The organism is Amycolatopsis sp. MEPSY49 (genome assembly GCF_051337345.1).
Lineage (GTDB): Bacteria > Actinomycetota > Actinomycetes > Mycobacteriales > Pseudonocardiaceae > Amycolatopsis.
This window is the reverse complement of the sequence record NZ_JBDLYJ010000001.1, coordinates 1583312-1596138: the sequence shown is the minus strand read 5'-3', so window position 1 is coordinate 1596138 and position 12827 is coordinate 1583312. Positions and strand designations below refer to the sequence as shown.

General features: G+C 68.8%; 13 protein-coding genes. 4 read left to right on the top strand and 9 right to left on the bottom strand.

Annotated features, from left to right (window positions below; all coding sequences use genetic code 11):
* Positions 1-42: 42 nt before the first annotated feature.
* Positions 43-1260: a DNA cytosine methyltransferase gene (locus ABFJ78_RS07975; RefSeq protein ID WP_436385156.1), complete on the top strand. Its 1218-nt coding sequence runs from the start codon at positions 43-45 to the stop codon at positions 1258-1260.
* Between the two features lie 74 nt (positions 1261-1334).
* Positions 1335-1877: an Eco29kI family restriction endonuclease gene (locus ABFJ78_RS07970; RefSeq protein WP_436385155.1), complete on the top strand. Its 543-nt coding sequence runs from the start codon at positions 1335-1337 to the stop codon at positions 1875-1877.
* A 280-nt stretch (positions 1878-2157) separates the two neighbouring features.
* On the opposite strand, the gene ABFJ78_RS07965 is transcribed toward ABFJ78_RS07970, so the two are convergent.
* Genes ABFJ78_RS07965 through ABFJ78_RS07945 form a run of 5 tightly spaced genes read right to left on the bottom strand, consistent with a single transcriptional unit; the run spans position 2158 to position 5503 of the window.
* Complete coding sequence (locus ABFJ78_RS07965) at positions 2158-2460, bottom strand: hypothetical protein (protein WP_436385154.1); 303 nt, start codon at positions 2458-2460, stop codon at positions 2158-2160.
* Complete coding sequence (locus ABFJ78_RS07960; RefSeq protein ID WP_436385153.1) at positions 2453-2824, bottom strand: hypothetical protein; 372 nt, start codon at positions 2822-2824, stop codon at positions 2453-2455. The genes ABFJ78_RS07965 and ABFJ78_RS07960 overlap by 8 nt, the downstream gene beginning before the upstream one ends.
* A 2-nt stretch (positions 2825-2826) precedes the next feature.
* Positions 2827-3909 (bottom strand): hypothetical protein, encoded by a 1083-nt coding sequence (locus tag ABFJ78_RS07955; protein ID WP_436385152.1) that lies wholly within the window; start codon positions 3907-3909, stop codon positions 2827-2829.
* A 47-nt stretch (positions 3910-3956) separates the two neighbouring features.
* Entirely contained in the window at positions 3957-4862 is a 906-nt protein-coding gene (locus tag ABFJ78_RS07950) for a hypothetical protein (protein ID WP_436385151.1), read from the bottom strand.
* A gap of 29 nt (positions 4863-4891) precedes the next feature.
* A complete protein-coding gene (locus tag ABFJ78_RS07945) occupies positions 4892-5503 on the bottom strand; it encodes a vWA domain-containing protein (protein WP_436385150.1) in 612 nt (203 codons plus the stop codon).
* Positions 5504-5651: 148 nt separating this feature from the next.
* Here ABFJ78_RS07945 and ABFJ78_RS07940 point away from each other — a divergent pair, with 148 nt between their 5' ends.
* Positions 5652-8537 (top strand): tetratricopeptide repeat protein, encoded by a 2886-nt coding sequence (locus tag ABFJ78_RS07940; protein ID WP_436385149.1) that lies wholly within the window; start codon positions 5652-5654, stop codon positions 8535-8537.
* Between the two features lie 38 nt (positions 8538-8575).
* On the opposite strand, the gene ABFJ78_RS07935 is transcribed toward ABFJ78_RS07940, so the two are convergent.
* Together ABFJ78_RS07935 and ABFJ78_RS07930 are read right to left on the bottom strand one after the other, a co-directional pair.
* The gene (locus ABFJ78_RS07935; protein WP_329054933.1) at positions 8576-8752 is read right to left on the bottom strand and encodes a hypothetical protein; all 177 of its coding nucleotides are present in this window, start codon (positions 8750-8752) and stop codon (positions 8576-8578) included.
* Between the two features lie 127 nt (positions 8753-8879).
* Positions 8880-10106 carry an MFS transporter gene (locus ABFJ78_RS07930; RefSeq protein WP_436385148.1) on the bottom strand — a complete coding sequence of 409 codons (1227 nt, stop codon included), beginning with the start codon at positions 10104-10106 and terminating at the stop codon, positions 8880-8882.
* A gap of 83 nt (positions 10107-10189) precedes the next feature.
* On the opposite strand from ABFJ78_RS07930, the gene ABFJ78_RS07925 reads away from it, so the two are divergent.
* Positions 10190-11020, top strand: a complete 831-nt coding sequence (locus ABFJ78_RS07925; RefSeq protein WP_436385147.1) for a LysR family transcriptional regulator — start codon at positions 10190-10192, stop codon at positions 11018-11020.
* Here the strand turns inward: ABFJ78_RS07925 and ABFJ78_RS07920 are convergent.
* Complete coding sequence (locus ABFJ78_RS07920) at positions 11010-12212, bottom strand: amidohydrolase family protein (RefSeq protein ID WP_436385146.1); 1203 nt, start codon at positions 12210-12212, stop codon at positions 11010-11012. The two genes, ABFJ78_RS07925 and ABFJ78_RS07920, sit on opposite strands and share 11 nt — an antisense overlap.
* A 10-nt stretch (positions 12213-12222) precedes the next feature.
* Positions 12223-12747: a GlcG/HbpS family heme-binding protein gene (locus tag ABFJ78_RS07915; protein ID WP_436385145.1), complete on the bottom strand. Its 525-nt coding sequence runs from the start codon at positions 12745-12747 to the stop codon at positions 12223-12225.
* Between the last annotated feature and the right edge of the window lie 80 nt (positions 12748-12827).

Sequence of the window (12827 nt, the reverse complement as noted above, 5' to 3'; positions counted from 1 at the left end):
GGCACACGCGGCCGGCCGCACGGTCGCGATAAGGTGTCGCCCATGCGGTCGGTGGAACTTTTTGCTGGTGGAGGCGGGCTCGCCTTGGGGACACATCTCGCAGGCTTCACCACCGAGGTGGTTTCGGAGTGGAACCGCTGGTCCTGCGACACGCTCCGGGAGAACCAGTTCGCCGGTCACCCCCTCGTTCAGGGCATGAGCATCCAGGAAGGCGACGTTCGCGCCGTCGACTGGAATGCTCTCGGGGACGGGGTGGACCTGGTCAGCGGGGGACCGCCCTGCCAGCCCTTCAGCGGCGGCGGCAAGGGCAGGGCTGCCGATGATCCACGTGACATGTTTCCGGCCACCGCCGAGGTCATCCGCACGCTTCGCCCCCGGGCTTTCATCGTCGAGAACGTACGCGGGTTGACTCGCGCGGCCTTCGCTGACTACTACGCCTACATACAGCTGCGGTTGGCACATCCTGAGCTGCAACCGCGCGACGATGAGCAGTGGACAGATCACTACGCTCGGTTGCAGGCGGAACACACCTCCATCCGCTCCGACCTTCAATACCGGGTCGTGCCCACGGTGGTCAACGCCGCAAACTACGGCGTACCCCAGCAGCGATGGCGCGTGTTCTTCGTCGGGTTTCGCACCGACGTTGACGCGGAATGGTCGTTCCCGGAGCCGACGCACTCCGCCACGGCCTTGCGCTATCAGCAAGAGGTCACCGGCGAATACTGGGAACGGCACAAGGTACCAAAGAAGGACCGCATCTCGCCCCTGCCGGGCAGCTCCACCGTCCCCATGCTTGATGGCGGGAAGTCGCTCGGCAAGCCCTGGCGTACGGTGCGGGACGCAATCAGCGACCTGCCCCGCCCCAGCCTCAATGGAAGCAAGAAATATCTGAACCACGTTCTCCAGCCAGGTGCCCGTTCTTATCCGGGCCATACTGGATCGCCGCTCGATGCTCCGGCCAAGGCGCTGAAGGCCGGTGTACATGGCGTGCCCGGCGGAGAAAACATGTTGCGGCGCGCGGATGGCAGTGTCCGGTACTTCACTGTCAGGGAGGCCGCACGGTTACAGACGTTTCCCGACCGCTACAACCTCCATGGTCCATGGAGCGAGGCGATGCGTCAGCTGGGAAATGCGGTACCGGTGCTGCTCGCGCAGATAGTCGCGTCGTCCGTAGCCGAGCACCTCGCCCTCGCCGAACTGCGCGCGCACACGACGAAGCCAGCCCGTGGACGCCAGCGTAACGAAGCGGCGACTGCCTAATGAAACCCTCTTACCAGGCGGAACCCTTCAATCCCCTCGCTATGGACAATCTCGCGCACAGCATCGTGACTAGGATGATGGAGACGGAAGCCACACCGCTGGACGACGTGCTGCGGTTCGTGGGTGCCGGCCTATACGCCATCTACTACAGCGGCTCGTTCCCGGCCTACGAGCTGCTGCGACGCGCGAACGAGGACAAGCTTGTCGTCCCTATCTATATCGGTAAGGCCGTGCCCAAGGGCGGCCGCCGCGGGATCGAAGTCACCGCGCATACAAACAGCCGAGCACTCTCAGACCGCATCCGCGAACACGCCAACAGTGTCCGGGCCGCTGACAACCTCGATATTGCCGACTTTCACGCCCGCTGGCTCGTCGTCGAAGACATTTGGATTCCCTTGGGCGAATCTGCGCTCATCCGGGAACATAGACCGGTCTGGAACGCGCTGCTCGACGGTTTCGGCAACCACGATCCGGGCAAAGGGCGCAGAGCTGGCATCCGCACACGTTGGGACACCCTGCACCCTGGACGACCCTGGGCGCCCAACTTCCCACCACGGGACGAAACACCTGACGCCATCGAGCAGGACGTTCGCGAGTACCTTCGGTCGCGGTTGTAGTTGGATGGGGTCCGAGCGTCAGTTGGCGGTCGACAGACACCTACCGGATCGGTCCGACCGAGTGTTTTCGGCCAGGAGTGTTAACAACTACAGGCTGCCGGCGTTCCCACGCTTTACCCTCACCAATCAATGACAGGCGACTGCACAGGAGCATTGATGACGCACGTTTGCGTTTGCTATCAGTGCAGGCCACCACGCCTGACGGTGAGCGTCGATAGCCAACGGCAGACAAGCAGTCATAAAGCGGGTGTCGCAGGTTCGAATCCTGCCGGGGGCACCTTCAAGCACGGGCCAGGCGCAGAGCGACGCCGAGCATCACGCCGGACGCCACGACGAACAGCAGGGTCGTGCCGCCGAGCAATACGGTTTCTCCGCGGCGATTCGCCGTGCGCAAGCGGTGGTTCGCAGCCAGCGCCACCACGGCCGCCGCGATGGGAACTGCCCACGACCAATGGGGATAACGCACGATGCCCCAAATGGCGAACCCCGCGAATACCAGACTGAGGAGCCAGACGCCGAAATACGCTTTGCGGAGAATGGCGTCGGCGTCGAACAGCGGTGAGCCGTTTCGCGGGTCAGCCATCGAGCCAGTCCACCTCGGAAAAGTCTTCGTCTTCATCCGCGGAGGCCGGACGCGCTCGGCGGCGCGGCGCGGGTTCGTCCTCCGAGGACGCCAGCCGCACCAAGGCAATTCGTCCTGCTTCGGCCTGTGCGTCCTTCTCGGCTTCGGACAGGTTGCCGTACCACACGGCGAAACCTCGCGTGTTTGCGGCGAGGACATCCGCGTACAGGTTCGTGCTCAGGATTCCGCGTGGAGACACGTTGCCGGCCAGGAGCTCGCGGGCCATCTCCGCTGCGGCCGGGTTGGCCATGGAAGCCGCCAGCTTGGTCAAGAGCGCTTGCCGGGCGCGGTTCTGCACCGGGTCCGGGGAGAATTCCGGTGACACGGTCAGGCTCCCGGGTGGTCGTAGCCGGCGGGCAGGGGGTGGGCTCCGAAGTTGCCGCCGGAGCCGATGACGTCGAGGACGCCGCCGTGGATCAGGCGGATCGTGTTCTGGACGTTCATCAGCAGGTTCGTCATCTGCTTCCAGCCGTCGACCACGTTCTTGCATTCCAGCGCGGCGAGGCTCCAGAGCACAGCCGGCCCCACGACTGTCTCGGCGAGGACTCCGCCCGCGGCGAGTTCGACCGCGCCCCAGAAGATGCTGTCGAAGATGTCCTGGATGACGTCGTTGATCGTTTCGGAGAACTCCCAGACACCCTGTGCTGCTTCGCGGTACTTGTCACGCAGGGTGCCTGGGCCCGCCGCGTAGCCATCGACGGTGCCGGCAAGCCCGTTGAAGTACTGGAAGGCCTCGTTGGCCGCGTTTCCCGTCCAGCTGGTCAGCAAGGTCGTGACGTTCGTCTTCAGGTCATAGGCGAGGTCACCGCAGAAGAGGGACAACGAGTTCAAGGCGTCCGACGCCTTCGCGAACTGCTCCCAGTCGCCGGCCACCCAGTTGGAGAACTCCTCGACGGGGTTCACCTGGATGGTTGCGTCCAGAAACTGTTGCGTCCAGTAACCCGCGCTGATCAGGTTGCCCAAGTCGTTCACGAGCTGGACGGGATTGGTGAATTCGGCCGCTTGGGGAGGCTTCAACCGTTCTGCCGGATGGGTGATCTGGCGGACGGCCTGGGTGCTGGTATCGGCGGGCAGACCCGGTACCGACGGCATCCGCGGCGGGCTTCCAGGGTCGGGGTACGTCCGGTCCAGCCGCTCGGCCGAGCCTTGGTCGACGCGGTCGTACATCTGCCGGACGCGGTCGAGTTCGGCACTGCTCGCCTCGCACACCGATGCGAGGCCGGTCAACGCCTTGACAATTTCGCCCTTGGCCTGCTCGTGGCTGCCGACCAGTTCGGCGATCAGCCCCGGCTGTGCGCCGATCTGGAGGTTGGCCTCGGCGAATCCTTCAGCGGCCTTCGCGTCGCCGTGGTGGTTTCCGAGGACTCCGCCGTACTGCGCGACTTGGAAAGTGTCCACTGTGAACGCCACCGGGCTGCTCCCTAGCGTAGTCGATCAACCGCAGAGAGTATGACAGCTCAGGGCCGAGGCGCCCACCGCACGCCGTAGGCCAGGCCTGGCATCAGGCCGCGGGATCGCAAATGGACCTCCCCCGCCGAGTCCACTTGCTCCGGACGTCCCTGGTACCCCGGGTCCGACACGTCCCTCTGGAACGCCCCCTCCAAAGCCCAAACCCCCACAGGAGCACCAGCACCGAAACGAACCCGCAGGTCGAACGAGTCGCAAGGCTGCCGAGGCACCGTCACCATGTACGGCCGCAGCGACTGGGGGCGGAACAGCAGCGCCACCTCCCACGACTCGCCCCGGGACAACGGGCGCGGCAGCTCCACCCCGTACCCCCAGCGCGAGGACGTCTCCATCCCGCGATCGACCAACGAACCGCCGTACAGAACAGTGACTGCAGGACGCCCGGCGGGGAGCGATACCGCCAGGTCCACGAACTCAAGCCCGTCCTGATCCGCCACGATCCGGCGCCGCTCGAGGACCAGGAGCTCGTCCACCACGCAAGCGATCGACAACGACGACGTGTGCCAGCGATCCGAAGGCGAAGCGACCGGCGACGAAGATGACGAAACCAGCTCCGCCAGCAACACGATCGCCTCGTCCACTCGACGGCGGACCGTCCGCGGGTCACGGTCCACCCGGGATGCCGCCCACCGCACCCGGTCCTGGTACAGCGGCTGGCGGGCCTCCGCGGAAATCGCGAAGGCCGCCAGCGCCGCCAGGCGCAAGTCGTCCGGCAGCTGAGACGCCAGTTCGGACAGACGGCCGGATACCTTCTCCCGGATCGCCACCTGGCCGTCGTCCGAAGACACCGCGCAGGCCGATCTCAAGAACGGCCCGACTCGGCCGTCGAGACGGCCCGCCAGCCCTCGGCCCTTGCGCAGCGTCTTCAGCTCCTGGACCAGCTCGGCGCGCTCCACTGGCTTTCTCCTTCAGTGCGTCTCCATCGTCAGCACCCCCTTGTGGACAGCCTGCGGGCGGGCGGTGGACCGGAAGTGGACAGAACGTGCATCACCGACGCGATCAGCGCCGTTCCCAGGCGGACGCCGTCCCGGCTCAAGTAGCAACGGAACGTCCCGATCCGCCCCAACGCCTCTTCGTCCGCGTCACCGACTCCGAACGTCACCACTCGAGGGCGGTGCGACCAGGTCGGATCCGACAGGAACGAAAACGCCGGCGGCCAGGTCACCGGGTCCGTCGGCTGGCCGTCGGACAGGAAGAACACCATCGGGCGGTGCACCCGGACCCGGTGCGCCGCGAGCAAACCCAAGTCCTCCTCGATCACCGCGCGCAGGAACGTGAACGCCGGCCCGAAGTTCGTTCCCGCGCACGCCCCGGGCGCGGGAAGGTCCACCAGGTCGTCCATGGGCAGCATCCGCTGCACGACCGAAGGCTCCGCCCCGAAGCCGATCACGCTGCACAGCACCCGGTCGGTGATCGACGCGTCCGCGTGCACCGCGCCGCGGAACTCGCGCAGGCCCTGGTTCAGCTCTTCGAGGTGGTCGGCCATCGAAAGCGAGACGTCGCACGCCACGTAACACGGCAACACGTCGGACCCCATACCGGTTTCTCCTTCACCCCTGATTCGACCGGCGGAAGCCTCGCAACCCGGTGTGTATCGAACGTGCAAGAAATGCGGATCACCGAAACTCCAACGGCCGATTGCGCGACATCAACAGGGGAAAGCAAGCTGACGCCGGGGAGGCTGCGTGGAGTTCCGGATGCTCGGCCCGCTGGAGGCGTGGCACGACGGCGCGCCGGTGCCGCTGGGTGACCAGCAGCAGCGGTTCGTCCTCGTCGTGCTGCTCCTGAACGCGAACAAGCCGGTGTCGACCGCGCGGCTCACGGAGATCGTCTGGACCGGGAGGGAAACCAAACCCACCCTGGTCCGCGGCTACGTCAAGCGGCTGCGCGACGTCGGCGTCGGCATCGAGACCACTCCCACCGGCTACCTCCTGCGGCTCGGCGACGACCAGCTCGACACCGTCCGGTTCGACCGGCTGCGCGACGAGGCCGGCCGCGCCGACGACCCGCGGCGGAAGATCGAGCTGCTGCGGGAAGCCGTCGGCCTGTGGCGGGGCCGGTTCCTCGAGGACATCGACATCGACCGCGTCGGCGGGCCCGAGGTCGTGGTCCCGGAAGAGACCCTGCCCGACGCCGTCGGCGACCTCGCCGAGCTGGAGCTCGACACCGGCGACCACCGCTCGGCACGCGACCGGCTGCGGCCGCTCGTGCGGTCCGATCCCGCCAGCCAGAAGCACGCCGGGCTTCTCATGCGCGCCCTGCTCGCCGGCGGCGATCAGGTCGGCGCGCTGCGCGTGTTCCAGAGCACCCGTACCGCCCTCGCCGAGCTGCGGATGGAGCCCGGTCCCGTGCTGCGCAACCTCGCCGCGCGCGCCGAGCACGGCGAACCGCCCAGCTCGCTGCCGTCGCGGCCCGGCGGGTTCACCGGGCGCGCCGCGGAGCTTGCTGCACTCGAGAAAGCCGCGGCCGGGAGCGCCGTTTGGATCAGCGGCGCGCCCGGCGTCGGCAAGACCGGCCTCGCCGTCGAGGCCGCGCACCGGCTGCGCGACCGCTTTCCCGACGGCCAGCTGCTGGCCCGCCTCAACGGCTTCACCCCCGGCGTCGCCGAGACCAGCGTCGGCGACGCGCTCACCGAGCTGCTGGTCGAACTCGGCGTGCCCGCCGAACAGATCCCGGCCACCGTCGGCCGGAAAGCCACGCTCTACCAGACGACATTGTGGGGGACGCGCACGCTGGTCGTGCTCGACAACGCCGCGACCCCGGAGCAGATCCGGCCGCTGCTGCCCGAGGCCGACGGCTGCCTCGCCGTCATCACGAGCCGGCGGATGGGTGACGTCGGCGAGCCGGTCCGGCTGTCGCCGTTGCCGCCGGACGAAGCCGCCGAGCTGTTCACCGCGCTGACCGACCCGCCGCGGGTGCGCGGGCGGGCGGCCGACGTCGCGCTGGTCGTCAAGCGCTGTGGGTACCTGCCGATGCCGATCCGGGTGGCGGCCGCGCTGTTCCGGCGGCACGAGCGGTGGCCGCTGGAGCACCTGCTGCACCTGCTCGAAGAAGGCGGGCCGTGGGGCGAGGAGGACGGCATCGCCGCCGTCCGGGTGTCCTACCAGCAGCTCGGCGAGCCGCAGCGCGCCATGTTCCGGCTGCTCGGCAGCCTGCCCGGGCCGGACGTCGGCGTCGCGGGCGGCGCCGCGCTGGCCGGCTGCGACGTCGCCGAAGCGCGGCTGCTGCTCGACGACCTGCACGAGGTCAGCCTGCTCGAGGAGGCCGCGCCGGAGCGGTACCAGATGCTGGACCCGCTCAAGGAGTTCGCCGCCGTCGAACCGGCGTCCGAGCAGGCGCTGGTGCGGCTGCTGGACTTCTACCTGGTGACGCTGGCGGCCGCGGTCGGCGCCGCGTACCCCTTCGACCGGGCGCAGCTGCCCGCGCCCGACCGCTCCTGCCCGGTGACGCCGCAGTTCGCCGACGAAGCCGCCGGCCTGCGGTGGATCGTCGCCGAACGGGACAACCTCGTGGCCGCGATCCGCTACGCCGCGCGGCACGGCCTGCCCGAGCACACCTGGCGGCTGGCCGTGCTGCTGTGGCGCTACTTCAACACGACCAACCAGTTCGAGGACTGGATCGGCACGCTCGAACTCGCGTGGGAGACCGTCTCGGCCGACCCCGGCAACGACCTCGGCCAGGCGCACGTCCTGCTCCGGCTGGCCACCGCGAACGACCGGCGCGGGCACCTCGCGCAGGCACTCGAGCTGGCCGCGCGCGCGTTGCCGAAGTGGCGGCGCCTCGGCGATCCGCGGGGCGAGGCGGCGACGTTGTGCGCGCTCGCGATCCCGACGATGGAGCTGGGCAAGCACGAGCAGGCGATCGCCCACCTCGAGGCGGCGCTGGAGAAGTACGAGCAGAGCGAGGACCGGCGGGGCGAGGCCCACGCGTTGAGCATGCTCGGCTACCTCAACGAGCTGCACGGCAACCTCGACGTCGCGCTGCGCCAGCACTCGGCGGCCGCGCGGTTGCTGCGCGAAGTCGGGCACGTCCAGGGTCTGGCGCACGCGGTGAACAACCTGGGGTCCGTGCAGGAGCATCTGGGTCTGCTTTCGGAGGCGCTGGCCAGTTACACGGAGGCGCACGGGCACGCCGCGGAGGTCGGCGACCACTGCGTCGAGGCCTACGCGCTGAACAACATCGGCAACGTGCACCGGCAGCAGGGCCGGTTCACCCAGGCGGTGCGCTACCACGACAAGGCGCGCGAGGTGGCGGCGAACGTGCCGGACGCCGACCTGCGCACCCAGCTCTACCTCGACCGCGGCGCGACGGCGTTGGCCCGCGGCGCGCGGCAGGACGCCTTGACGGCGTGCGAAGCGGCGTTGGACCTCGCCGTCGGTGCCGGCAACCGCACCTACCAGGCTCGGGCGCATCTCGGTGTCGCGGAAACGCTGCACGCGATGGGCGAGCACGACCGCGCCGTCAAGCACTGGGACGCGGCCGCGACCGCCTTCGCCGAACTCGACCTGCCGGAAGCGGGCGAAGTGCGTGACGAACGCGCGGCCTTGGACTGCGCCTGCGCTTCGCGGTGACCGGGCCGGCCGGGTTCACGGCCGGCCCGGCCGGCACGTCAACCGTGCCAGGGGTTGCCGTCGGTGCCCGCCGGCGGCGGGGTGCTGCTCGACGGCGGCGTGCTGCCGCCGCCGTCCGCGGACGCCGTGGTGGAACCGATGATCGGCGCCGCGGCGATGATGCAGAGCGCGAGCACGGGGCCGCCGATCTTGGCCAGCTTCTTGGGCATGGACATGACGAATCCTCCAAGGGAATGGGGTTTGACCAGGGATTCCGGAGGAAGTTCCGGCCCTGCAACCAGGATTCGTCACGCGGATTGGCGCAACAAGGCGTTTCCTGTTTCCTGTTCCAATAGGAAACAGTCAACTGCCGGGAAACAGAAGAGCGCCGATGAGCAGAAGGCCGCCGGCCGCGGCGAGGGCCGTGGTTGTCGTCGTCGCGTTCAGGAGAGCACCCAAGACCGCCACGCCCAAGACCGCTCCCGTTTGGCGGGACGCGTTCAGTGCTCCGCCCGCGATGCCTGCCAACTCACGCGGTGCTGAGCCGACCACAGCCGTCAGCAGCGAAGGGATCGCCAGCGAGACTCCGAAACCCAGCAGCGCCAACGCGACCACCGACAAAGCGGGAAAGAACGCCTGAAGCAACGCGCCTGACGACATCAGCAAGAAACCCGCGACCGCGGGAATACGCGAACCGATCCGGGCCACCAATCTGCCCGTGAAGATCGGGTTGAACGCCGTCGGGATCGTCAGCGGCAGAAATGCCAATCCGGTCGTCGACGGCGAATACCCGCGCGACTGCTGGAAATACAACGACAGCACGAACAGCACGCCCGACAGGCCGAAGTTCACGATCGCGCCCGCCAGGAGGTTCCTGGACAGCAACGACACCGGCAGCATCGCGTCCGGACGGCGTTGCGAGGCCACGAACACCGCAGCCGCCGCCGAGGACACCAGCAGCAACCAGAACATCGACTCCACCAGGGCGTATGTCAATGTCGACAAAGCGACCACCGCGGATACCTGGCCCACCCAGTCGACCCGGCCCGGCTTGGGCGGCGTCGGCGGCGCCGAGCGGGACAGCGCCACAGCGAGCAGCGCCACCGGGACGTTCACCAGGAAGATCGCGCGCCAGCCGAAGGCCTGCGTCAGGACGCCGCCCAGTAGCGGGCCCGCCACCAAGCCCGTTCCGCTCACCGCCGCCCAGACGCCCATCGCCTTGGCGCGAGCGGCAGGCACGGGATAGGCCGCAGCGATCAGCGACAGCGAGGATGGCACCAGCAGCGCGCCCGCCACGCCGAGCAACGCGCGCAACGCGATCAGCGCCACCGGCGATGGAGAAACCGCCGACAACAAGGACAACGCGGCGAACGACAGCAAGCCTGTGAAGAAAACGCGGCGGGCGCCGAAGCGGTCCGACCACGCTCCGGCCGTCAGCAGGAACGCCGCGAACGTCAGCGTGTACCCGTTCGAAATCCATTGCTGGTCCGCCAAAGACGGCGAGAGGGACGGCAACGCCACCGTCACGATCGTCGTGTCCAGCATGACCAGGAAGTAGCCCAGCGAGAGGCCCGTGAGAAGTCTTGCCACACCACGAAGCCTGGACGCTCCGTGACACCGGCGGAAGCAGGGAGTTACGATGGCGGGTATCGGGAACGCCGATGGGGGCCCTCATGGAACTGCGCCACCTGCGCACCTTCCGCGTCGTCGCGCGGACGCTCAACCTCACCCACGCCGCCGCCGAACTGCACTACGCGCAGTCCAGCGTCAGCGAACAGATCCAGGCCCTCGAAGCCGAGCTCGGCGCCAAGCTCTTCGACCGGGCCACCCGGACCCTCACCACCGCCGGGAAACGGCTGGAAGGGTACGCCGACCAGGTGCTCGAACTCGTCGAGGAAGCCAAGGCCGCCGTCGACGACGAACGCGGCGAACCTGACGGCGACCTGACCATCGGCGCACTCGAAACCCTATGCGCGCACTGGGTTCCCGGCATTCTCAGCGACTACCGGACGCGGTGGCCGAGCGTCAAGCTGGCCTTGAAGGCAGGCGGACGCGGCGAGCTGTACCACGGCGTCCGGGAGTCCGAAATGGACGTCTGCTTCACCTTCGGCGACGCACCGGGCGATCCCGCCTTGGCCAGCCGGAAGATCGGCGAGGTGCCGCTCGTCGTCCTCGTCCCGCCGGGAAACCCGTTGGCACTGAGGGAAAAAGTAGTTCCCGAAGACCTCCGCGGGGTCGGGTTCCTGGCGACGCCGAAGGGCTGCGGCTTCCGGGAAATGCTGGACCGGCTCGACGGACCCGTCATCGACACCGAGGTCGGCAGCCTCGCCGCTCTCGGGCGGTGCGTCGCCGCCGGGATGGGCTGTGGGCTCGTGCCCGCCCTGGTCGACCACCCCGGCGCCGTCGCCGTTCCGCTCGCCGGCGCGACCACCGACGTCACCATGACGTGGCGGCGGCGCGACGAACGCAAACCCAGCATCGCCGCGCTGCTCGCTAGCGCTTGACCACCGACAAGCCGTCCGCCACCACGACTCCGTTGTGGACGACCGTGCGATCCTTGCCCCGGTCCATCACCGCGCTCGTCGGCGTTTCGCCGTCGACCAGGACCAGGTCCGCTCGATCGCCGACGGCCAGGCCGGGACGATCGGAGACGCCGGCCAACCGCGGGACGTCGTGGCTCATGATCGACGCGCCACCCATCGTGGCCACCGCCAGTGCCAGCTCGATGTCCGCGTCACGGCGGAAGCCGCGGGTGAACGCCAGCTGCCACGTCCGGTCCAGCAGGTCGCAGTTGCCGTACGGGCTCCAGTAGTCCCGCTGGCCGTCCTCGCCGAGTCCGATGCGGACGCCGGACGAGACCAAGTCCAAAAGAGACAACTGGCCGGCGGCGGAAGGTGCCACCGTCGTCATCGCGATGTCCAGCGAAGCGAAGTCGTCGATGACCCGTCGGCTGACCGACTCGGAAATCGAACCCAGGTCGTAGGCGTGCGACATCGTCACCTTGCCACGCATGTCCAGCGCCCGGACGCGCTCGATGACCAGGTCCGTCGAGAACAGGCCCAGGTGCCCGGGTTCGTGCAGGTGGATGTCCACTTCGGCCTGGTGCTTCTCGGCCAGGCCGAACACCGCGTCCAGGTGCCCCTTGGGGTCGCGGTCCAGCGTGCACGGGTCGATGCCGCCGATCACCGTCGCGCCGGACCGCATCGCCGCGTCCAGCAGCTCCAATGTGCCCGGTTCCCGCAGGATGCCGGCCTGCGCGAACGCCATCACCTGCACCTCGGCCTGCGCGGCGAACTTCTCCCGCGCGGCCAGGACCGCGTCGAGCTTCTCGAGCCGGCAGTCGACGTCGACCTGCGCGTAGCTGCGGACCCGGGTCGTGCCGTGGGCGATCATCCGCTCGAGCGTCCCCGCGACCCGCTCGGGCAACGGAACCTCCGCCGAGCGCCAGTTCTCCCGGTCGTTCGTCATCATCGCCACCACGCCCGGACCGCCGGTGTGCGGCCGGAACGGCAGCCCGATCCGCGTCGAGTCCAGGTGCACGTGGACGTCGCTGAACGCCGGGAACAACAGCCGGCCACGGCCGTCCAAAGTGGCCGGCGTCCCAGGCGAGTGCGGCCGGACCGCCGCGATCCGGTCGCCGCTCAGCTCGACGTCACTGCGCTCGCCGCCCCACGGGCGGACATCACTGATCACCACCGAAGACACGTTACTTGCCGAGCGCGTCCACACCGGCCTGGGCGAACGCCTCGTCCTGCGCCCCGGACGGCGCACCCGCGACGCCCACCGCGGCGATGGGGGCGCCACCGGCCGTGACCGGGACCGCGCCGGCCAGGAACAGGGTGCCGTCGATGTCCTTCAGCGTCGGGGCCTGCTGCAGGCGGCCGACCAGCTCGGACGTCTTCGCGTTCCACGACACCGCCGTGAACGCCTTCTCCTGCGCCGAACTGTAGGACTGCGGGCCCGCGCCGTCGCCGCGCAGCGTCACGATCGTGTTGCCGTCGCGGTCCACCACGGCGACCGACACGTGCTGGCCCGCCTTGCCGGCGGCGTCCAACGCCGCCTGCGCGGCCTTCGAAGCGGCGGCGATCGACAGGTGCGACGTCTGGATGACGCCCTTGGGCGTGGCCGGGGCCGCCGGAGCCGCGGTGGCCGGGACAGCGGCGAACGAAACAGCGCCTACGGCGGCGAGCCCGGAGACGGCGGCCGCGACGCGGATACGGGTCGAGTTCATGGTTTGCTCCTCGTCATCAAGCGGTTCGATGACTCCAGCTTCAGCCCGGAAGCGGGTGGTTCCGGTCGGCGTCCCGGCTG

Excerpts from the sequence above, each read along its gene's own strand:
- ABFJ78_RS07975 (WP_436385156.1), top strand. The coding sequence starts at position 43 with ATGCGGTCGGTGGAACTTTTTGCTGGTGGAGGCGGGCTCGCCTTGGGG.
- ABFJ78_RS07970 (WP_436385155.1), top strand. The coding sequence starts at position 1,335 with ATGATGGAGACGGAAGCCACACCGCTGGACGACGTGCTGCGGTTCGTG.
- ABFJ78_RS07965 (WP_436385154.1), bottom strand. The coding sequence starts at position 2,460 with ATGGCTGACCCGCGAAACGGCTCACCGCTGTTCGACGCCGACGCCATT.
- ABFJ78_RS07945 (WP_436385150.1), bottom strand. The coding sequence starts at position 5,503 with ATGGGGTCCGACGTGTTGCCGTGTTACGTGGCGTGCGACGTCTCGCTT.
- ABFJ78_RS07935 (WP_329054933.1), bottom strand. The coding sequence starts at position 8,752 with ATGTCCATGCCCAAGAAGCTGGCCAAGATCGGCGGCCCCGTGCTCGCG.
- ABFJ78_RS07925 (WP_436385147.1), top strand. The coding sequence starts at position 10,190 with ATGGAACTGCGCCACCTGCGCACCTTCCGCGTCGTCGCGCGGACGCTC.
- ABFJ78_RS07915 (WP_436385145.1), bottom strand. The coding sequence starts at position 12,747 with ATGAACTCGACCCGTATCCGCGTCGCGGCCGCCGTCTCCGGGCTCGCC.